This window comes from Entomobacter blattae (assembly GCF_014672835.1).
Lineage (GTDB): Bacteria > Pseudomonadota > Alphaproteobacteria > Acetobacterales > Acetobacteraceae > Entomobacter > Entomobacter blattae.
Genome location: NZ_CP060244.1, coordinates 1,649,920 through 1,670,275, shown reverse-complemented (window position 1 = coordinate 1,670,275; position 20,356 = coordinate 1,649,920). Strand labels below are relative to the sequence as shown.

Genomic DNA, 20,356 nt, shown 5'->3' with positions numbered 1-20,356 from the left:
GGATATGTTTTATGAAGAAATACAAATCCAAAAAGCCCCTTATGGCCACTGCTCTTCTGGCCATTGCCGCCACATTCTCCTTCTTCTCCTATAAGGAAAGCCATGCCCAAGAGCTGGTCATCTCTGCCCAAGATGGAAAATTCCAGCGTGTTAACGGAGCTACAACCATTCCAAACCCTCTTGTCTCTGATAGCCTTGTGGTTATTGATCCAAGCCCCACACAACCCAAGGTTATTGCCAAGCTTGATGCAGGTTTTGAACAAAGTATTGCAGGCCCCCCTCAGTCCATTGCCCTATCGCCCAACCATGAATTTATTATTGCTGGAGCAGCCAGTAAGGTGGTAGACGCCAAAGTGGTTAATAACCCTATCCTTCAACTGATCACCTTTCATAATAATACCTTAACCCCTGTTCAATCCATAACCCTAAAAAGTGTTGTGAATGGAGTGGCCATAAGCCCGGACAATTCCTTGGCCGTTGCTTGTGGGCTGGATGGTATTCTCTATGTATTTCACATTCATAAAAACGCCAATACTTACACCCTTGAACCACTTCAGCCCATTCCCCTCTCCAAGGGGCGCCTGGCCAGTGCCCAATTTACCCCCGATGGAAATTGGATCTTGGTTTCCAGGCGCGATCAAGGTGGTATAGCTGTCCTTTCTGTAAAAAACGGGCAGGTTGTAGCAACCCCCACTATTCTCTCCTCTGGTCTAGCTCCCTATACCATGGCTATTTCCAATAACGGCCACTGGGCTGTTGTCTCCAACGTAGGCTTGGCAGGATTGCCTGATTTTAACCCCAAAACCTCTGTAGGCGATGTCAATTCCATTACCCTTTATGATCTCTCTTCTTTCCCCTTCCGCGCCATAGAAATGGATACCACCCCCAGTATACCCGAAGGGCTTGATATCTCAGAAGATGGAAAATGGATTGCTATCCAGGCGATGGACGGCTCTTTTTTACCATCGAATGCTAAAGGGCATACCAAAAATGGCAAAGTGCTCCTCTATTATAACCAGAATGGCCATCTGGTCAAAAGCTCAGAAATCCCCTCTGGCACGGCTGGACAAGGGGTGGCTTTTGCCGATCACGGCCAAAAACTGTATGTTCAACACAATGTTGAACACCAATTGGCCATTTATAACCGTAAAGGAGGAAAGCTGGTCGATAGCAGTCAACGAATTTCCCTCTCAGCAGGGCCTGTTGCCATACAAAGCCGGCCATAAAAGATCAATAAATAGCCCATTCAGCTGGAACTTATGCTCAACTTGTTGGAAAAGATCTAGACTATTCACAGGTTGAGGCTATGCACAGATTCAAGTCAATTCCAGCCTAGATGGAGTAACGGAGCATATGTCCTTATATTCTCCTTATCCGCTATCCTTCTCATTGGTAACTGATACCTGATATTGGCACTGGCACTGGCACTGGCACTGGCACTGGCACTGGCACTGGCACTGGCACTGGGGTAGAAATACACCTTCAAGGGAGTAAAAATACATCGTCTTTTTCTTCCCAGTGTTTTCTATACCATTATGCTCTCTATCAGGGTGATTTTCTACTTTTAACTATTTCTCTTCATTGAACCATTTCTCTTCATTGTCAGAGTCGGAAGTGAATTATGCAATTTCGATCATTGGGCCATTCTGGGCTTTCTGTTTCCCTAGCAGGGCTGGGGTGTAATAATTTTGGCGGTCGTATCAACGAAGAACAATCGCGCAAGGTGATCTTTAAGGCCTTGGAAAAAGGGATAAATTTTTTCGACCTGGCTGATATTTATGGACGTAGAGAAACAGGCTTTGGCGCTGCAGAAACCTGCGTGGGAAAAATTCTTGGCCCCGAGCGGCACTCTGTGATTCTGGCAACAAAATTTGGCAAACCCATGAACACAGAAGGCACCCTTAAAGGAGCCTCTCGGCGTTATATCCGTACAGCTGTGGAAGCCTCCCTCAAGCGTTTAAAAACCGATTATATCGATCTCTACCAACTCCACATGCCTGACCCTCTTACCCCTATTGAAGAAACACTCGATTGCTTGAATGACCTTATTCGAGAAGGAAAAATTTTATATGCAGGCTGCTCAAACTTTGCTGCCTGGGAGATAACCGAAGCCCACTTCCTCGCTAAGAAAAATCACTGGAACCGATTGATCTCCGCGCAAAACGAGCTTTCCTTACTGAACCGCAAGGCCAGGGAAGAGATTCTTCCTGCATGCCATAAATTTGGTGTGGGTTTTCTTCCCTTTTTCCCCCTCGCGAGTGGTCTTCTTACAGGAAAATACAAACGCAATGCCCCAATGCCCAAAAATAGCCGCTACACAGCCTGGACCTATCTTATTGACCTGTACCAGACAGAGGAAAACTGGAACCTTGTAGAACGCCTAACAGATTTTGCCCGCCAAAGTGGAAGAACCCTGACATCTGTGGCCCTCAATTGGCTGGCCCATATTCCTCAGGTCAGCTCTATCATAGCGGGTGCCACCACATTTGAGCAGGTCGAACATAATACGGATGTCCTTTCGCACCCTCTTACCCTTGAAGAAAGCCAACAACTCGAAGAAATCTTGCAAGGCCATCCCCCCCATGGCTGAACAAAACCATAAAAATTGGAAAACTACAACGCTGGATAAAAACCTTGTTATAGAATGTCTTCCACCACCTTCTCCTCCGCCCCCTGCTATCCTCATGGAAATTGAAACTTTATGGGAAAAAGGCAAAAAAAACCTTCCCACCCTTTATAACGGGTATATTTTCTGCGTAGACCATCTTTCTGCCCATCACATAACAGGACATTGGGATCAGTTCTCTCACCTCTATGCCCAAATGAAAAACCCTAAACTTCAAAAGGGTCTTCACCTACAGTCATTGGCCGTTATTGGCTTGATTTTAACACCTGAAGGAATTGTGCTAGCCAAACGCTCACAACACGCCTTTTATAAGCCTAACTCCTGGCAATCCCCACCAGCGGGAAGTGTAGAATGCCGAGAGAGTTCTCCTCCCTTAACACGGTCTATTTCCCTTTCTGAAAACCTTCTCGCAGAAGCAGAGGAAGAACTTGGCCTACCACAAGACACCCTTGTTGTTGGGCCTGCCCTTGTGGCTGTCACTCATCCGAATGCTTCAGTGATTGATATTGGCATCATCCTCACTACATCTCTCTCCTTTAGCCAGATCTTTCACTGTTGGAAGAAATGTCAAAATACAGAATATTCAGAACTGGCTCTTGTGGAATTCGAACGTCTTGCTTCTTCTACCTGGCAAACACACTTTCCTGAACTGATCCCAACCACAGACATCTTGATTAAAACCTGGCAAAAGACAACACATCATTTTTTAAACCAGTAAATCTGGACAATCACAGGCAATGCCCATTATTATTGCCTTTCTAGCAATTCCCCCACCACACATTCTTTCGGTTATGGATATGGTTTACACGTCTTTAAAAAGTGCCCTCACAAACTATAAAATTGGCCTATCCTTTTCTACTTTTGCTTTCTATGCCGTTATGGTCAGCCCCCTCTATATTTTGGGTTCAGCCTATGGGGTTACGGCCTATGCCCAACAAAACCCCCAACAAACTCCCCAAAAAAACAGGCTGACCTCCACTCAATGGAAGCTTGCCTTTCTTTATGGCAACCGAGTCCCCGATGCCAAATATAATATGGAACCCAGAATTGTTTTTGATCCCGCTGCTAATCGCTTTATGGGCTCAGGCACCTGTAACCGTTTTATAGGCCAATATAGCAGTAGTGGAACCTCCCTAACGCTTCATCCCGTTGCCACAACCAAGCGCATGTGCCTGGACCACACCATGATGGAAACTGAAAACAAGTTCTTTACCATGCTCACACAAACAGTCCGTTACGAGATTACAGACCGTTTTTTATATTTTTTCGATCAATCCGGCAAAAAAATTGGCCAACTTTCTGAGAAAAAGATCGTCACCCCGTAAAATTATAGGCAACTTTCCAGGCTTTTACCCACACCCTTGCCCTGACCATCCACACAACCATCCACGTCTTTATCCCAAATTTTGTGGATAAGTGAATAATCTTTCCCAGAAAAAATCTTTCCCAAAAAATAGGGAAGATCTTAGCTTTCCAACCCTATGCCTATTTGCTTAATTGCATGAAACTTCAGCTCTGGATTGGCATCAATACTTCTTTGCATCATAAAAGAGGATCCTGAAAGAAAGACAGGGTCACCATCCAAATCATCAACAATTGCTGCACGGTTAGCCCCTATAAATTTTTCAAGAAGCCCCCTCTCACCTGTAATCCACCGTGCAAGAGAAAACGGGGTCGTATCAAACCCCACACTGACACCGTATTCCCCCTGGAGCCGGGCCTGCAACACATCAAGCTGAAGGGTACCCACCACACCTACAATCGGGGCTGCCCCATCCTGAGGGCGAAAAAGCTGAACAACGCCTTCCTCAGCCAGCTCCGTAAGGGCCTGGCGTAATTTTTTAGCCTTCATGGCATCATCTAGCCTGACACGGCGCAAAATTTCCGGGGCAAAATGGGGCACCCCGGTAAAGCGAATATCCTCCCTCTCGGTGAGGGTATCTCCAATACGCAATGTTCCATGATTGGGGATCCCCACCACATCGCCCGCAAAAGCTTCTTCAGCCAATTGCCGATCCCTAGCGAAGAAAAACTGTGGGGTATGTAAGGCAAATTGCTTGCCAGAGCGAACATGCCTAACCCGCATCCCCCTTGTAAGGGTACCTGAACACACACGGGCAAACGCAATACGATCCCGATGGTTAGGGTCCATATTCGCCTGAATTTTAAAGATCAGCGCGGTCATTTGTTCTTCATCAGCATTCACCTTTCTGGTCTCTGTCTCCTGTGCACGGGGCGAAGGGCCAAAGGCTGCCAGAGCATCCAGAAGGCTGGTTACACCTATTTCCTTCATAGCGCTTCCAAAGAAAACAGGGGTAAGATGGCCTGCATCAAAACTCTCCCTATCGAAAGGTGGCAGTGCGGCCTCTACCAACTCAAGCTCTTCGCCTAACTGAATGATTCGCTCGTCAGACTGGGGTAACTCTTCCTCCATGAGAAAGCGCTTATTGAAAATATCGTAAGTCCCCACAAACTGGGCAGCACGCCCAACAGGCCAAGTAGCCGGCGTTACATCAAGAGCTAGCGAGGATGAGATTTCATCCAGAAGGGAAAAAATATCCTGGGATTCACGATCCATCTTGTTAATGAAAGTGATAATGGGAATGTCACGCAGGCGGCATATTTCAAACAGCTTACGGGTTCTCTCCTCAATACCTTTGGCAGCATCAATCACCATGACCGCTGAATCAACAGCTGTAAGAGTACGATAAGTATCCTCTGAGAAATCCTCGTGACCAGGCGTATCCAAAAGATTGAAGACACACCCTCCATATTCAAATGTCATGACAGAAGTGACAACGGAAATACCCCTGTCTCTTTCTATCCCCATCCAATCAGAGCGCGTACGCCGTCGTTCACCTTTAGCCCTGACATTTCCTGCAAGCTGAATAGCCCCCCCCGCACGTAGAATACGCTCTGTAAGTGTAGTCTTTCCCGCATCAGGGTGAGAGATAATGGCAAAAGTCCGCCTACGTGAAATTTCAGCAACAAGGTCCGTCATAGCAGGAACATCCCTATAAATACCAAAGCCGGATAGGGGCTAAAACCCCTTATCCGGCATAGAAAAAAACTATTAAAGGCAATTAACGTGAATAGAACTCAATAACCAAGTTGGGTTCCATCATCACTGGGTAAGGAACATCAGCAAATTTTGGAGCACGGAGGTAGCGGCCTTTCATAAGGCGATAATCTACTTCCATATATTCTGGCACATCCCGTTCTGTATTCTGTGTTGAATCCAAAACAACGGCCAACTGTTTTGATTTTTCCCTTACTTCAATCTCATCATTATCTTTGACTAGATAAGAAGGAATGTTAACGCGCTTGCCATTCACCAGGATATGACCATGGCTAATAAACTGGCGTGCCGCAAAAGGGGTCAGTGCAAATTTCATGCGATAGACCACAGCATCCAAACGCCGTTCAAGCAACCCTATCAGGTTTTCAGAAGTATCCCCTTTCCTGCGAACAGCTTCCTGATAATAGCCGCGAAATTGCTTTTCGCCAATATTGCCGTAATAGCCTTTGAGCTTTTGCTTAGCCATTAACTGTACGCTAAAATCAGAAGGTTTGGCTTTACGGCGCTGCCCATGCTGGCCTGGCCCATAATCACGACGGTTAACCGGTGATTTCGCCCTTCCCCAAAGGTTAACCCCTAAGCGGCGGTTAATTTTAAACTTACTTTCCTCGCGTTTGCTCATAAACGCATTCCTCTCTTTATACTTTGCTATTTTATCAATAGCTCATTTTGTTGAACCGGTAGGCCTTTATTCCCTGCCCTAGCCCCCAAAACGGTTAGACAAAAGGCAGAATCAATAACAAAGACGGGCGCATCCCTTGGAATTATGCCTTATTCTCTAGAGCAAAAGCATAAAACTGGTCTGTCCACGTTCCCAGCCATGTGTTGGCTATAATAATAAAGGGCAGCCTCTGTCAATAGTTAAAACTATACCCTTCAACCCTGGAGCCTAATCCTGAAACCTATCTGGCATCCCCCCAATGAGGAAATATCAGAAAAGGAAATGTAGGACAGTGTTGGATAATGAGAATATGGCCTGTGCTGACAGTTAGATTAGGTATCCACTCAATAGAGAGAAAGGGCTGTTTTACTTTTTCCAAGTCTTCTGCTGGATGGCTTTTGATTAGGCTATTGATGATGCTACTCTCTACAACCTAGAATCTTCTATAACCAAAAAGCTCCCAGAACATAAAAACTCCGAGAACCTAGAAACTCCCAAAATAATGGAAGACCATGAGACATGACATTCTTCAACAAGCCTGCGAGGGAAGGATTTGATAAGAATAAGAACAGCTTCGTGCAGTTTTAAGGGGAAAACGAGCTGGATTACTCATTGCTGCTGCCTCCTCTTGTAAAGTTTTTGTTGTAAAGTTTTTGCCCCTTACTGACCCAAAAATTCAGGAAATCGCTTCTCCTAATAGAAACAAATGGTTTTGCATCTACGAGCGGTAAGCCCCTTTCCTCATTCGGGATTAGCCTCAGTTGTCGTGACCGGCTGGCTCATTCAAACTGTTGATAAACAGGAAGATTGGCCAATTAAGGTTACTTAAACCTTTTAAAACCTATGACCTGTCTCAATAAAGCCACCAACATTTTGTTTTTGGCAAAATGCCCTTTCCCCTATACCCCCACCAGGCAAATCATACTAGTATTGTTGGGCTATTATAATGAATAAACGATTTAAAAAGGCAACATTTCAGCCTGACGGGCTTTTTATATTCAAGACCACAATTCCCTCAGGGCCTTTTTAAAAACAGTTGAAATAAGGATTATTTCTATGACCCCTCTACTCGCAACCCATTGGAAAAGATTTTACATATTAGGCATGATCTGTATTGCGCTTGGGGTATTCGCCCTGATTGATACAAGCCTGGCAACCCTTGCCAGTGTTATTATGCTGGGTCTTTTATTAATTATTGCTGGCATGATCCAGATTTATCACAGCTTCTCGGTAAAAGAATGGAGTAGTTTTATCTTCTCCTTTGGAATAGGGGTTCTCTACTGTATTGGCGGGATCTTGCTGATGAAGGAACCTGTTACTGGTTCAATTTTCCTCACAGCCTTTATTGCTCTCTGTTTTATTCTTGGAGGAGCCATGCGGGCCATTATTGCAACCCGCCATACTGACCTGAAAAGATGGTGGGTCATGTTATTGAGTGGCCTGCTAAGCATGTTGGTGGGAGCAGCCCTTTATATTCTTCTACCTTGGTCTGGTCTTTGGGTTTTAGGCACCTTGTTAGGAATTGACCTTATTTTTAGTGGAGCAAGCTGGCTCAACTTCGGTATGATTTTAAAGCAGCAAAATGAGAACTCACCCTGAGGGAAAATTCCGGTGAAATGACTAGGGGATTGAACCCAAAACCAAACCTATGCTCCCTTCAGCACCAAAAAACAAACCTGCGAAAGAATTGGTCTGCGACTGTATTGGAGCGTTTACGCTCGAGCGATATTGGGCTTGTCCTGGTGCTGGATGAATATGGCTCATTTGAGGGGATTGTGACCGCGGGAGATGTGTTTGAGGCTATTGTAGGAGGGAAGAAAGCCCAGAAAGATAAAAAAGATCAAATCCAAGCCCACCCTATTGTAGCAGATACCTTCGAGCTAGAAGGGTTTTTACCGGTTGATGAAATTAGAGCCAACCTGGACCTTGCAGAAGAGCCCCCTGCTTATGGCAGTTACCATACATTAGCTGGGATGATCCTGGCCCTCTTGCGGCGTATTCCCGCCGTAGGTGATAAGGTGGTTTTTTCCGGCTGGTTGTTTGAGGTGACAGAGATGGAGGGCCGTAAAATCACAAAGATAAAAGCCAGTCGCCAGATTTTGAGAGTATTCCCCTCTCTGGTGGAGCGCTCTGGTTTTTACACTATGAGGATTGGCCCATTTTTGCCAGTTCTGCCACCACCCCGTGTAATGTACGCAATTCTTGCTCGGTCACTTCGCCACGCTGAAAAAAATGCCGCAAGTTACGCACCATACCGGGCTTTTTTTGTTCATTACGTAAAAAACCAGATTTATCAAGTTCCCGTATCAAATGCGCCATGAAATTTTCCAGCTCTCCTTTCGTGGCAACATGGGTTTCATTGGTTACAAATGTTTTTATGGGGGTCATTTCGTTTTGCATCCACCATTCATAAGCCATAATCATCACAGCCTGCGAAAGGTTAAGCGACATAAAATCTGGATTGAGTGGATACCTAATCCAACTGTCAGCACGGGCCATATCCTCATTATCCAACCCTGACCGTTCTGGCCCAAACAAAATGCCAGCCTTAAGCCCACGATTGATAATGGAATGAAGTTCGCAAGCCCCCCCTCTGGCCGTCATGACGGATTTAATGATATGCCTTGGCCGAGGGCACGTTGCCATAACGTGGTGCAAGTCAGCAATAGCCTCATCTACCGTTTCAAAAACCTCAGCCTCTTCCAAGATACGGTCCGCCCCAGAGGCAGAGCGCCAAGCCCGCTGTTGTGGCCAGCCATCACGCGGGGCAACCAAACGCAGGTGGAATAATCCTCCATTTCCCATGGCTCTAGCGACACTGCCAATATTTTCAGCAAGTTGAGGACGTACCAATATAATAATGGGCGATGGCCCCAAGGGCGCTATATCCGCGCCCTTATCCCGTCCGGTCATTTTATGCGCCATTCCGTGCCTGATGGGGTATCTTCCAGAAGAATACCCTGCTCTGAGAGGCTCTGCCGTATGGAATCTGCCAGGGCAAAATTTTTCTCTCGTTTCGCTTGCAAACGTTCTTCAATTTTTTGTTGGATAAAAGCGGCCTCCACCTTGATCCCTGAACGAAACCAGGCCTCTGCTGTGTGAGTCATTAGCCCAATGATTTTCCCACTGCCCTTAAGCTGAGAAGCCGCCTGGGCATTGCCTGCCAGGGCTCTATCGGCTAGAGTATGCAACTCAGCAATGGCTCTGGGCGTGTTCAGGTCATCGCACAGGGCCTGTAAAAAAGCCTCGCTATACCCTTCTTTACTTTCTTCCCCTTTATCATCGCCCTCAAAAGGCTCAATGGCACGATAGAACCTATCCAACGTTTGGCGAGCCTCTTTTAATCCTTTAAAAGAAAAATTGGTCACCGAGCGATAATGAGCTTGCAGAATATGCAGCCGCAATGCCTCTGGAGGGTGCTCTGCCACAACCTCCCTTACGGTATAGAAATTCCCAAGGGATTTGGACATTTTTTCCCCTTCCACCAAAAGCATGGCGTTATGAACCCAGTAATGGGCAAAATGACTCCCCGGGAAACAGCACAAGCTTTGGGCCCGTTCATTCTCATGATGAGGGAAAAGAAGGTCATCCCCCCCGCCATGAATATCAAAATCTGCTCCTAAAAACCGGTGCGACATGGCTGAACATTCAATATGCCACCCTGGCCGTCCCCGTCCCCAGGGACTATCCCACCCCGGTAGCCCTTCTTCTGAAGGCTTCCATAGAACAAAATCTCCAGGGTGATGTTTATAACTGGCAACCTCTACTCTTGCCCCTGCAATCAGCTCTTCCTGCTTGCGACCTGAAAGAGCTCCATAATCCTTAAAATCCCCCACGGAAAAGAGAACGTGCCCCTCGGCAACATAGGCGTGCCCATTGGTGATTAAGGTCGCAATAATCTGCTGCATCTCGGGAATATTTTGTGTAGCTCTTGGCTCAATATCCGGCCGGGCAATCCCCATTATTTCGGTATCTTTATGAAAATCGATAATGGTTCTTGCCGTTAAGGCCTCAATCGGCTCATGATTAAGCCTTGCGCGCTCATTGATTTTATCGTCCACATCAGTAATATTACGTACGTAGGTGACATGGGGATAGAGAATACGCAAAAGCCTTACCAAAATATCTGCTGTCAGCAGGGCGCGTAAGTTCCCGATATGGATAAGATCATAGACTGTAGGCCCGCAATAATACACCCTGACATTCTCTTTATCGAGGGGAACAAACATCCTTGATGAGCGCTTATGGCTGTTATACAGGAAAAGCTGCGGCAATGCGGACACTATGAAACCTCCCATAAAGGTCATGGTTAAGCCATAAGGAGCGTATATCTACCTACCGAACCTATAAACACAGTTCAGCACGCTGTAAATATAATATCCAACAGCCCAATTCCAAAGAGGTGTTCTTTGAGAGATTACAAACGACCTTAATCGGTTTTGTCTATATTTTATCCCATCTATTTTATTGCAAAGGTCTATTCGTGCATATCTCCCATAAAGAAGAGCTCCGCGCCCTTCTTGCCATAGCTGCTCCTATCTGTTTTTCTCAGCTTTTTCAAATGGCTATGGGAATAACAGATACCATATTGCTCGGCGGTATCAGTGAAAGGGCATTGGCCATTGGGGGCCTTTCTACCGGCCTTTTTTTTACAATCTGTTTTATTTTCCAAACGGCCCTAAACGCTGCAGGTGTTTTTATAGCCCAAGCCCTTGGGAAAAAGCAGCCGCACATTATTCCAAGCCTTTATGCAACCAGCTTTGTTTTTGCCCTTTTGCTTACTATACCCTGTATGGTTTTGATCCATTATATCCGGTATTTACTGGAATGGCTTAACGAATCCCCTGATATTATCGACCAAACTGTTCATTTTATCGGTATCTTACAATGGGGAACTTTCCCCCTCCTGATGGGGGTGGGCCTGTTTAGGGCTGTCCTTCCTGCCCTGAACGCAGCCAACCTCCTGTTAAAGACAACCATCCTCATGACAGCCCTAAATGCCCTGCTCAATAGCAGTTTGATCTATGGTCTGTTTAGCATGCCCCGGCTTGAGCTCTATGGCTCCGCATTGGCAACCACCATAACCCTTTGGCTGTCTTCCCTACTCTTGTTGGGAATTGTATGCTTCAGCAAAAAACTCCGCCCCTATGTTTATCCCTTATCAATTGACCTACGCTGGATATGGCCCTTTGCGAAGCTGGGAGTCCCGATGATGGCAGCAGCAGCGGCAGAAATGCTCCTTTTCCAAGCAACAACCTTGCAGGCTGCCCTTTTTGGCACTTCTGCCCTGGCCGCCCATCAAGTCGCCCTTAACACCTGTACAACCAGCTACATGGTCTCTTACGCCTTAGGGCAGGCTGCCAATGTACGAGCTGGGTTTTGGACCGGCACAAAAAACTACCCTATGCTAGGGCAAGCCATTCTTATCGCCTTTCTTTGTACAGGGCTGATTGCATTCGCCATGTCTGGACTTATTGCAGGATTTTCCACCCCCATTGCCAAGGTCTTCCTTGGCCACACCTCTGTGCCCTCAGCCGATGGGCTGGTTCTTGCCAGCAAGCTCCTGATCATTGCTGGCCTTTTTCAAAGTGTTGATGGCCTGCAAACCGTAGGTAATGGAATATTACGCGGCATGGGTGACACGTTTGTGCCCATGCTCTTCTGTATATTGGGTTATTGGGCCGTTGCTTTTCCGGCGGCCAATTATCTGGCTTTTACTCTCCACTATCAAACAATCGGGTTATGGATAGGCCTAGCTGTTGGCTTGAGCATCGTAGCATTCCTGATGATTTTTCGGATCTATCTCCTGGTCAAAAAGCAGCAAACGCAGCAGAAAAACCTTCTATAATGGTCTATTCCTATAAACTTCATGACGGAAAACACAGATCATCACCCTTGAAAAAATATCTCCCTTTATCCCCCTATTAACCATGCAGAAAGCTGTACAGATCTTAATATTTTCTTAAAAAGAAAAAGGATAATTTTTGTAGTGAAAAATCCATTTTTATGTTAAGTTTAAAAAGTGTAACAGTCATGGAATTGCCGGGGAACTTTTTAGCCTTCCAAACATTGTGATTATATGAAAACCTCATCAATACCATGTTAGCACTTTCCTTTGTACTTTTTTCATTTGGGTAGTTGTTTTGCTTCTGCCACTAAACTTCAGGATTTCAACACTTGAAAAATAATAGAACCGACCGCAGCTCTCGTTCTCCAAACCGCGGCGGATTTCGCTCTGACTCTGATATGTCATACGCTTACCACGACCATGGTGGATCCAGGGGGGACCAGGGCTTTAACAGTTTTTCCTCCTCCACCCCAACTGGGCCTGAGATTGGAGCTGTCGTAAAATGGTTTAACCCGACCAAAGGGTTTGGCTTTGTTGAGCTCACCGATGGCTCAGGTGATGTCTTCCTTCACGCCAATACCCTCAACCAAGCCGGTTATAAACAAACCCTCCCTGGTGCCACCCTTAAAGTCTATGTGGGGAATGGACCTAAGGGCCGACAGGTGACTGAAGTGCTCTTCGTTGATGAAAGCACTGCAGAACCTGAGAGCCATGCGCCAAGGCGAAGTGAAAATAGCTATGGCCAATCTTTTCAAGGAGCCAAAGGCGGTAGCCGCACTTCTCCAGACCTTTCACACGCAGAAGAAGTGGAAGGGACTGTGAAATGGTATAATCCTACAAAAGGATTTGGTTTTATTACTCCTCATAATGGCGGAAAAGATATCTTCATTCACGTTTCAGCCGTTGAGCGTGCAGGGCTGCATAGCCTTAATGAAGGACAGGTCATGGTCGTGCAGGTTGTGCAGGGCCAAAAAGGCCCAGAAGCTGCTGCCATCCACGTATAACCGCAGAAATAATAAGCAGAAATAATACACTGAACAGTAAGGTTTTATCGCCTTATTATAAAGGGTAGAAAGAATAAGAGCAGCGCTTACGCGACTGCTTTTATTCTTTAAGCCACATCGCGTGAGGCAGTGCTTTTATAAAAGCCGCATGACGCTCCAGTTCTTCTGGAGTGGCCTTCACTAAAACTGGTGCTTTGGTCCGTACCGCCACTTTATGGCCTTGCTGGAGTTCTGCGCCCTTTAATTCTTCCTGCAATAAGGCAAGACCGTGCTGGCGCCCCCCCATAAGCTCTACATAGACCTGGGCGAGCAAGCGACAATCTAGCAAAGCATTATGGGTCGTGCGTTCAGAAATATCGATAGAAAATCTTCGGCACAGGGCATCCAAACTATTAGGCATTCCAGGAAATTTTTTGCGAGCTAACTCTAATGTATCAACCATTCGGTCCATATCGAGCCCTTTCCGGCCAACTCGCACCAGCTCTGCATTCATAAACCCAAAATCAAATCGTGCATTATGGGCAACTAATGGGTCATTCCCTACAAAATCCAGAAAATCATCCACAATCTCAGCAAAAACAGGCTTGCCTTTCACATCTTCTGTTTTATAGCCATGAACTTTACTGGCCTCTTCTGGAACATCTCGCTCTGGATCAATAAGGGCATAAAAATATTTATCAGTAGGCAAGTCATTAATAAGCTCGATAACGGCAATCTCTATAACCCTATCGCCGCTTTCAGGACTTAATCCTGTTGTTTCTGTATCAAACAAAACGGTGCGTGCCATAGCGTCTCTCTCCTTCAGCTCTAAGAGCTGTGATAATTTTTCTGACCTGCCTTAGACTGTTCCATAAAGACAGGCCGGTAAAAATAGTAAAATTTGCCCGCCTCCGGCGCTCAAAATCAGGCATTTGCCTTTGGATCAATTTTTCTGCCTGCGCTGCCGTCATAGAACGACGCTTCATAATACGCTGCCGTTGCAAAGACGGTGGAGCGGAAACCGTAATCACCACCGAGCACTCTTTTTCTATCCCCACCTCATAAAGTAAGGGGATATCCAACATACATAGAGAGACGTGCCGCCTACGCATTTGCCTTATGAAGCGCTGACGCTCCTTTTTAACCAAGGGGTGAATAACCTGTTCGAGGTCATATAAAGCCTTTGGGGTTTTTCTTACCTTTTCCCTTAGTAGGGAACGATTGATAATACCCTTTTCCACAACATCTGGAAAAAGCCTCGCAATAAGGGGCACAGCTTCCCCCCCAGGGGATTGCAAAACATGCACACAGGCATCGGCATCGAAAACGGGAATCCCTGCACGCCTGAACATATGGGCAATTGTTGTCTTCCCCATTCCCATACCACCAGTAAGGCCAACCACCAGCATTTACAACCTTTCTACAAGGAGATCCCACAAGCGGGCATCCACCTCTGGCATCGTTCCAAACCAGGCTTTAAAAGCTGGCCGTGCCTGGTACACCAGCATTCCTAACCCCCCAATAGCAACCAAACCACGGGCCTCTGCAGCCTGTAGAAAAGGGGTATATTGAGGAGTATAGACAATATCGGCCACAACCAGATGAGGTTTTGCCGCTGAAAGATCTGGGGAAAAGATCTCTGCTGGGTTTTTTCCTCCCATTCCTAAAGATGTGCAATTCACAAGAAGGTCAAACTTATCCAGCTCATCTTGCCAATTCTGCCACTCTATCACATGAACAGGACCCAAAACAGAAAGCTCCTGGGCCAAAACCTGCGCCCGAACCAGACTACGGTTGGACAGGCTAATATCCATTTCCTGTTCGCTTAATAAATAGCCTGCTACAGAACGAGCAGCCCCGCCCGCTCCCAATATAAGCACCTTCTTATCCGCAAGCTCAACAGAAGAAGCCTGGAGGCTATCCCAAAAACCTTGCCCATCTGTTGAAAACCCATAAGCCTTGGAAACCTCCTTGGGAGCCTCCTTACGAAAAACCAATATATTGACTGCCCCAAGCCTACGAGCCTGCTCATCCACCGTATCAACCAAATGAAATGCTTGTTCTTTATAAGGGATCGTCACGTTAGCGCCACAAAAATTGCAGGCCATAACCCCTCGGAAAGCCTCTTCAAACATGCCTTCTTCCACATCTATCGGAATATAAACCCCATCTAGAGCGTATTTTTCTAACCAATAATTATGGATAAGAGGAGAAAGACTATGAGAAACAGGAGAGCCCATGACCCCTGCCACCCTTGTTGTGCCTGTAATGAGCTTTTTTATCATCACTTTGAGGGCTCTTGACTGAGAGCGGTACGGGTTTTTTCAATAACTTCGGCAATACGCGCTGCCCAAAGTCTTTGCCCCTCTGGCGCATCAATGAGATCCTGACGAATTTCTAGCTCCAGGTAAGGCCGTGCACTCGCTTCAGCATGTCTGGGAATGGTATAGTCATTTTCATCCGTCAGAATATAAGGCTCATTACTTCCGACAATCCACGGCCCATCGGATAATTGTTCCACCTGTTTTATAAATTCTAAAGCAAAAACTGGATTACGATTATGCAGCACACCCAAATGCCAGGGCCGCTCCTGCTGCTGATAAACAGGGGTAAAGCTATGAAGGGCAATGAGGATAATAGTGCCACGGATGTCCGCCTCATATTCTATAGCTTGATGATAGGGCCAAAAAATCCCTTCTTCACGAGCATGCCGTTCTTCTGCAGAAAGCCCTTTATTAGCAGGAATAATTGTTCCGTCACTGACTTCCGGTATGGAACCACGGTGGCCAGGTTTACGGTTACAATCGATGACCAAACGGGAATAAGCCTGCTCCACAAGGGGCGCTTTGAGAAAGTCCGAAATATGGCGAGCAACTTCTGCAATGCCAATATCCCATGCGATATGCCTGTTCCAGTCAGAAGCCGGCACCCCCATATCCCCAAGAGATTGAGGAATTTTCCGTCCTGCATGATCACAAACCAAGAGGTAGGGGGAAGAAAATTCCATATTCCTGAGCTTTACTGGCGCAGGGTCTTCTTTCGTCAATAAAATTGTTGCTGTGTGTGTTTCACTCATACCAGGCCACTTTCTCTGCTTTAGTCACTCTATTTCTCAGTGCTCTGCATATTACTATAAATAGAGCGCTTTTATAAAAGCTTATTTTACGCCCCTTTTTCATCAAAAATCACCCCTCTATCATGCTATAAGCCTCTAGCCCTGCTTTTTTCTCATAAAGGCATATATAATCATGCATCGTGATATCAAATAATTTTAGGGCATTATGAATTTCTTCCGATAAGATCTTGTGACCCTGAAGGGCGGTTTTAGGCATTTTCCCCCACATGTTTGTATCGTAAGCAATAATTACGGCACTGGCATGGGTAAAGATCGCTCTTCGGATCATGGAAACGGCCAAGGTTTTTTGAATATTCTTGCCCCACTCCCCGTTATCAGGAATAAATTCCTTCAATAATAGAGCGTTCCGGACATTCACATAAAAAACCGACCACCCCTTACCAAGAGGGCTTGCGCTCCCCCGCTCCTTTTGGAGGTAAGCGAGAATGGCACCCGTATCCTGTAATATCGTCTGCACGTTCTGTTGTGGCTGCGTTAATGCTTGGGCTAAAAGAGCTGGCAACTGTAACAAGTGGCTGACCCGATGGGAAAGCCCTTTTTCCTTGAGCAGATCCTCCCCCGCTTCCAACACAGCTGAAAGTCCTCCCATCTGTTCTATCAAGGCTTTTGCCATGGGTTTGGTATCTCTTCTGGGAATGACAGAAAAAAGGGCTGCCTCCAACAATTCGTAATCCGCCAAGGAAGAGGCCCCCGATTTTAACACCCTCTCCCTAAGCCTTTTACGGTGTCCAATTCCGTAAGACTGTCTTTTTTTTTGTGACACATCACCCTCTGTGAGTTTTTCTTTCCTTGATCTGATAGACAGACTATCATAGCCTGTCCTATATAACAGTACAGCCAAAAAAGCTGTAGAAACGTTTTCTTTAATTCTTCCACTCAAGATTTTATGAGCCTTTAGATTCCCACATAATGACGGATTACCTCTCTCCCCTAAACCCTGCCCAGCGAAAAGCAGTAGAAACGTTAGATGGGCCTGTTCTGATCCTAGCTGGTGCCGGTACAGGAAAAACCCGCGTTCTCACAACACGGTTTGCCCATATCTTGATGTCTGGCAAGGCACAGCCGTGGCAAATCCTTACGGTAACATTTACCAACAAGGCCGCACGCGAAATGCGTGAACGGATTGCAGCCCTCATCAATCGCCCGGTTGAAGGGCTTTGGCTCGGCACCTTTCATTCTCTTTGTGTTAGAATCCTACGCAAGCATGCCCAGCTTGCAGGCCTCACCCCTGAGTTTACCATTCTGGATACTGATGACCAACTCCGCCTATTGAAACAAGCCCTTGAGCCTTTAGGGATAGACACCAAACGCTATACCCCCCCTGTTTTAATGGGTATTATCCAGCGTTGGAAAGACAGGGGACTTACCCCTGAACAAGTCACCCCGGCTGAAGAAAATGACAACACCAATGGGTATGCCCTCAAAGCCTATAAAAATTACCAAAGTCGCCTGCTTCAACTCAATGCCTGCGATTTTGGCGATCTATTGCTCCATACCACCCAAATTCTTAAAAACAACCCAACCGTTCTAGGAGAATATCAACGCCTGTTTCACTATATGCTGGTGGATGAATATCAAGATACCAACACAGTGCAATATCTCTGGTTACGGCTTTTAGCTTTACGCACGGAGGAACCAGCCAATATCTGTTGTGTAGGCGATGATGACCAATCAATTTATTCGTGGCGTGGGGCCAATATCCAGAATATCTTGCAATTCGAGAAAGACTTCCCCGGGGCAAAAATTATTCGCCTGGAAAGCAATTACCGCTCTACCCCTGCCATTCTTTCAGCAGCCAGCACCCTTATTTCTCATAATCAAGGGCGATTAGGCAAAACCCTTTACAGTAGCCAACAAGATCCAAAGCACGAGAGCGGTGAAAAAATTCAGATCTACTCTACCCATGATTCAGACGAAGAAGCCCTGCTTGTTGCCAAGGAGACAGAAAAACTTAGTAAAGAGGGCCATAGTTTGGGAGAAATGGCTATTCTCATGCGGGCTGGCTTCCAGACCCGTAGCTTTGAGGAAAAATTGATTACCTTTGGCATTCCCTATCGGGTCATTGGCGGTATGCGCTTTTACGAACGTGCTGAAATACGCGATGGTCTGGCTTACCTCCGTATTCTCCGCCAACCCTCTGATGACCTGGCTCTGGAGCGGATTATTAACCTCCCCCGTAGAGGAGTAGGAAGCGTTGCATTACAAAAATTCCACCATTATGCGAAAACGCACAATATCCCCCTTTTAGCTGCTGTACGAGCCCATATTGAGCAAAAGCTCATCAAGGGAAAATCAGCCAATGAACTCACCCATTTCCTGGAAGTTCTTGAAAATAGCGCTCTCCTTCTGGAGCGTGATGGCCCGATTGTTGCTGCTGAACATCTCTTGGAAGAAAGTGGCTACCTTCCCATGTGGCGCAACGATCTTTCGCTTGAAGCACCCGGGCGCGTCGATAACCTTAAAGAGCTTGTCCGAGCCATGACCGAGTTTGAAACCTTAGAAGGGTTTCTTGAGCACGTTTCCCTTGTGATGGAAAATGACGAAAATACCGAAAATACCGCCAAAATCAGCCTTATGACGCTGCATGGAGCCAAAGGCTTGGAGTTCGATACAGTTTTTCTGCCTGGATGGGAAGAAAATATTTTTCCTTCTCAACGCACGCTTGAAGAATCAGGATTAGAGGGGCTGGAAGAAGAAAGACGCCTCGCCTATGTGGGCCTTACCCGTGCCCGTCAGCGTATTATTATTACCCATGCAGCCAACCGGCGCATGTATGGAGGCTGGCAAAGCTCCCTTCCCAGTCGCTTTTTGGAAGAACTGCCGGAAGAACATATTTTACACCAAAAATCTGCCCTTGTTCAACGCGAACATCGGCTTATGGCCCCCTCTATGCACCATCATATGGCTTATTCCCCACGGTCTCTCCCATCACGATCTGCTTCTAATCCCTATTCCGCCGCTTATAAAAAGCAGGAACCCATCACAGTTTTTTCTGAAGGAGAACGGGTTTTCCATCAAAAATTTGGTTATGGAACCATCAAGTCTCAGGATGGCGAAAAACTGGATGTTATTTTTGACAAAGCCGGGCTTAAACACGTGCTCGGCAGATTTCTTGAGCAAATTCCATGAGATTATCACACCGACGCCATGCCACCCAATTAGAGACCCTATCGCTTGTTGTACCAGATTATGCAGTCGAGGCTTACGAAAAAGCTTTAGGCAATGTTTGTACCACTGTGGGTATTTTTGAAATAGAAACCGATGAAGCCCATTGGCGGCTTGAAGGGGTAAAAGATACAGGCTACGGGGAAAGTGAATTAGCCGCAGCCTTAGCCATTGCTGAACTTACGACGGGCTATAACGCCCCGCTTGAACGGGTCAATATTCCCGCTGAAGGATGGCTGGCCCGAACCTACGAGGCTTTTCCCGAGCAAAATATTGGTAGAAGGTTTGTGGTGCGGGGTACTCATTTACCCGCCAGCACCTCTTCCAAAATTACCCTTATCCTTGATGCAGGGATTGCCTTTGGCTCTGGTGAGCACGGCTCCACCCGCGGTTGCCTTCGTGCATTAGAAAGTATAGCCTGGCGCAAACCTCAACGGATTATTGATATGGGATGCGGTTCTGGCATATTGGCAATGGCTGCCAGCGCACTTTTAAAAAAGCCTGTTATTGGGGTAGATATTGAGCCGTGGTCTGTGCGTGTTGCCAATACCAATGCCCAAATGAACCACCTAGGCCAACAAGTTAAGTTCTTTTTTGGCAATGGGTGGAATACCCCCCAGCTGACCTCCTATAAACCTTTTGATCTCGTTTTCGCCAACATCCTGGCCCGCCCCTTATGTAAAATGGCCTATCAAATGAAACACTATCTTGCCCCAGGGGCCAGTATTATTTTGGCAGGTCTTCTGAAAAATCAAATCCGCATGGTACTAGCAGCCTATAGTAGACAGGGAATTGTACTAGAAAAAATTTTTCTAGAAGGAGAATGGGCTACCCTCTTATTACGTAACCCCTTCTAGC

Annotated in this window: 18 protein-coding genes and 1 pseudogene; 10 read left to right on the top strand and 9 right to left on the bottom strand. The window is 46.4% G+C overall.

The features are described 5' to 3' along the window. The first annotated feature begins 11 nt into the window (after positions 1-11). The 4 genes from JGUZn3_RS07390 to JGUZn3_RS07375 all read left to right on the top strand — a co-directional run bounded on the left by JGUZn3_RS07390 (position 12) and on the right by JGUZn3_RS07375 (position 3,951). Positions 12-1,226, top strand: coding sequence for a WD40 repeat domain-containing protein (locus tag JGUZn3_RS07390; RefSeq protein ID WP_203412925.1), 1,215 nt, complete (start codon positions 12-14; stop codon positions 1,224-1,226). Between the two features lie 395 nt (positions 1,227-1,621). After that, on the top strand, positions 1,622-2,590 hold the full coding sequence (locus tag JGUZn3_RS07385) for an aldo/keto reductase (RefSeq protein ID WP_203412924.1): 969 nt from the start codon (positions 1,622-1,624) through the stop codon (positions 2,588-2,590). Next, the gene (locus tag JGUZn3_RS07380; RefSeq protein WP_203412923.1) at positions 2,583-3,344 is read left to right on the top strand and encodes an NUDIX hydrolase; all 762 of its coding nucleotides are present in this window, start codon (positions 2,583-2,585) and stop codon (positions 3,342-3,344) included. The genes JGUZn3_RS07385 and JGUZn3_RS07380 overlap by 8 nt, the downstream gene beginning before the upstream one ends. 19 nt (positions 3,345-3,363) lie before the next feature. Continuing rightward, complete coding sequence (locus tag JGUZn3_RS07375; protein ID WP_203412922.1) at positions 3,364-3,951, top strand: META domain-containing protein; 588 nt, start codon at positions 3,364-3,366, stop codon at positions 3,949-3,951. Positions 3,952-4,091: 140 nt separating this feature from the next. On the opposite strand, the gene JGUZn3_RS07370 is transcribed toward JGUZn3_RS07375, so the two are convergent. Beyond that, on the bottom strand, positions 4,092-5,627 hold the full coding sequence (locus JGUZn3_RS07370; RefSeq protein WP_203412921.1) for a peptide chain release factor 3: 1,536 nt from the start codon (positions 5,625-5,627) through the stop codon (positions 4,092-4,094). Between the two features lie 82 nt (positions 5,628-5,709). Continuing rightward, on the bottom strand, positions 5,710-6,327 hold the full coding sequence (gene rpsD, locus JGUZn3_RS07365) for a 30S ribosomal protein S4 (RefSeq protein WP_203412920.1): 618 nt from the start codon (positions 6,325-6,327) through the stop codon (positions 5,710-5,712). Positions 6,328-7,422: 1,095 nt separating this feature from the next. Here rpsD and JGUZn3_RS07360 point away from each other — a divergent pair. Continuing rightward, complete coding sequence (locus tag JGUZn3_RS07360) at positions 7,423-7,965, top strand: HdeD family acid-resistance protein (protein ID WP_203412919.1); 543 nt, start codon at positions 7,423-7,425, stop codon at positions 7,963-7,965. Between the two features lie 104 nt (positions 7,966-8,069). Next, positions 8,070-8,468, top strand: a pseudogene (locus tag JGUZn3_RS07355) (transporter associated domain-containing protein); the annotation flags it as partial. A 40-nt stretch (positions 8,469-8,508) separates the two neighbouring features. On the opposite strand, the gene JGUZn3_RS07350 reads toward JGUZn3_RS07355, so the two are convergent. Together JGUZn3_RS07350 and cysS are read right to left on the bottom strand one after the other, a co-directional pair. After that, entirely contained in the window at positions 8,509-9,279 is a 771-nt protein-coding gene (locus tag JGUZn3_RS07350) for an RNA methyltransferase (protein ID WP_203412918.1), read from the bottom strand. Continuing rightward, a complete protein-coding gene (gene cysS, locus JGUZn3_RS07345) occupies positions 9,276-10,664 on the bottom strand; it encodes a cysteine--tRNA ligase (protein ID WP_203414860.1) in 1,389 nt (462 codons plus the stop codon). Before cysS ends, JGUZn3_RS07350 begins: the two co-directional genes overlap by 4 nt. A 185-nt stretch (positions 10,665-10,849) precedes the next feature. Here cysS and JGUZn3_RS07340 point away from each other — a divergent pair, with 185 nt between their 5' ends. Together JGUZn3_RS07340 and JGUZn3_RS12675 are read left to right on the top strand one after the other, a co-directional pair. Further along, positions 10,850-12,214 carry an MATE family efflux transporter gene (locus JGUZn3_RS07340; RefSeq protein ID WP_203412917.1) on the top strand — a complete coding sequence of 455 codons (1,365 nt, stop codon included), beginning with the start codon at positions 10,850-10,852 and terminating at the stop codon, positions 12,212-12,214. A gap of 329 nt (positions 12,215-12,543) precedes the next feature. Continuing rightward, positions 12,544-13,218, top strand: a complete 675-nt coding sequence (locus JGUZn3_RS12675; RefSeq protein ID WP_275402836.1) for a cold-shock protein — start codon at positions 12,544-12,546, stop codon at positions 13,216-13,218. A gap of 100 nt (positions 13,219-13,318) precedes the next feature. Here the strand turns inward: JGUZn3_RS12675 and dnaQ are convergent, their stop codons facing one another. The 5 genes from dnaQ to JGUZn3_RS07310 form a co-directional block, all read right to left on the bottom strand. Further along, entirely contained in the window at positions 13,319-14,005 is a 687-nt protein-coding gene (dnaQ, locus tag JGUZn3_RS07330; RefSeq protein WP_203412916.1) for a DNA polymerase III subunit epsilon, read from the bottom strand. Continuing rightward, positions 13,983-14,606 (bottom strand): dephospho-CoA kinase, encoded by a 624-nt coding sequence (gene coaE / locus JGUZn3_RS07325; protein ID WP_203412915.1) that lies wholly within the window; start codon positions 14,604-14,606, stop codon positions 13,983-13,985. Before coaE ends, dnaQ begins: the two co-directional genes overlap by 23 nt. Beyond that, on the bottom strand, positions 14,607-15,482 hold the full coding sequence (gene aroE, locus JGUZn3_RS07320) for a shikimate dehydrogenase (protein WP_203414858.1): 876 nt from the start codon (positions 15,480-15,482) through the stop codon (positions 14,607-14,609). It lies immediately after the preceding gene. Next, the gene (locus JGUZn3_RS07315) at positions 15,482-16,273 is read right to left on the bottom strand and encodes an N-formylglutamate amidohydrolase (RefSeq protein ID WP_203412914.1); all 792 of its coding nucleotides are present in this window, start codon (positions 16,271-16,273) and stop codon (positions 15,482-15,484) included. Before JGUZn3_RS07315 ends, aroE begins: the two co-directional genes overlap by 1 nt. Positions 16,274-16,382: 109 nt before the next feature. Beyond that, positions 16,383-17,096 carry a JAB domain-containing protein gene (locus JGUZn3_RS07310; RefSeq protein WP_203412913.1) on the bottom strand — a complete coding sequence of 238 codons (714 nt, stop codon included), beginning with the start codon at positions 17,094-17,096 and terminating at the stop codon, positions 16,383-16,385. 146 nt (positions 17,097-17,242) lie between these two features. On the opposite strand from JGUZn3_RS07310, the gene JGUZn3_RS07305 reads away from it, so the two are divergent. Beyond that, positions 17,243-19,462, top strand: coding sequence for an ATP-dependent helicase (locus JGUZn3_RS07305; protein ID WP_203412912.1), 2,220 nt, complete (start codon positions 17,243-17,245; stop codon positions 19,460-19,462). Next, a complete protein-coding gene (locus JGUZn3_RS07300) occupies positions 19,459-20,355 on the top strand; it encodes a 50S ribosomal protein L11 methyltransferase (RefSeq protein WP_203412911.1) in 897 nt (298 codons plus the stop codon). Before JGUZn3_RS07305 ends, JGUZn3_RS07300 begins: the two co-directional genes overlap by 4 nt. The last annotated feature ends 1 nt before the right edge of the window (position 20,356 follow it).

What these genes read in the sequence shown, in the direction of transcription:
- cysS (WP_203414860.1), bottom strand. Translation starts at nt 10,664, where the DNA reads ATGGGAGGTTTCATAGTGTCCGCATTGCCGCAGCTTTTCCTGTATAAC.
- JGUZn3_RS07375 (WP_203412922.1), top strand. Translation starts at nt 3,364, where the DNA reads ATGCCCATTATTATTGCCTTTCTAGCAATTCCCCCACCACACATTCTT.
- JGUZn3_RS07380 (WP_203412923.1), top strand. Translation starts at nt 2,583, where the DNA reads ATGGCTGAACAAAACCATAAAAATTGGAAAACTACAACGCTGGATAAA.
- JGUZn3_RS07350 (WP_203412918.1), bottom strand. Translation starts at nt 9,279, where the DNA reads ATGACCGGACGGGATAAGGGCGCGGATATAGCGCCCTTGGGGCCATCG.
- JGUZn3_RS07315 (WP_203412914.1), bottom strand. Translation starts at nt 16,273, where the DNA reads ATGAGTGAAACACACACAGCAACAATTTTATTGACGAAAGAAGACCCT.
- coaE (WP_203412915.1), bottom strand. Translation starts at nt 14,606, where the DNA reads ATGCTGGTGGTTGGCCTTACTGGTGGTATGGGAATGGGGAAGACAACA.
- JGUZn3_RS07385 (WP_203412924.1), top strand. Translation starts at nt 1,622, where the DNA reads ATGCAATTTCGATCATTGGGCCATTCTGGGCTTTCTGTTTCCCTAGCA.
- JGUZn3_RS07360 (WP_203412919.1), top strand. Translation starts at nt 7,423, where the DNA reads ATGACCCCTCTACTCGCAACCCATTGGAAAAGATTTTACATATTAGGC.
- JGUZn3_RS07300 (WP_203412911.1), top strand. Translation starts at nt 19,459, where the DNA reads ATGAGATTATCACACCGACGCCATGCCACCCAATTAGAGACCCTATCG.
- aroE (WP_203414858.1), bottom strand. Translation starts at nt 15,482, where the DNA reads ATGATAAAAAAGCTCATTACAGGCACAACAAGGGTGGCAGGGGTCATG.
- rpsD (WP_203412920.1), bottom strand. Translation starts at nt 6,327, where the DNA reads ATGAGCAAACGCGAGGAAAGTAAGTTTAAAATTAACCGCCGCTTAGGG.
- dnaQ (WP_203412916.1), bottom strand. Translation starts at nt 14,005, where the DNA reads ATGGCACGCACCGTTTTGTTTGATACAGAAACAACAGGATTAAGTCCT.
- JGUZn3_RS07390 (WP_203412925.1), top strand. Translation starts at nt 12, where the DNA reads ATGAAGAAATACAAATCCAAAAAGCCCCTTATGGCCACTGCTCTTCTG.
- JGUZn3_RS07370 (WP_203412921.1), bottom strand. Translation starts at nt 5,627, where the DNA reads ATGACGGACCTTGTTGCTGAAATTTCACGTAGGCGGACTTTTGCCATT.
- JGUZn3_RS07305 (WP_203412912.1), top strand. Translation starts at nt 17,243, where the DNA reads ATGACGGATTACCTCTCTCCCCTAAACCCTGCCCAGCGAAAAGCAGTA.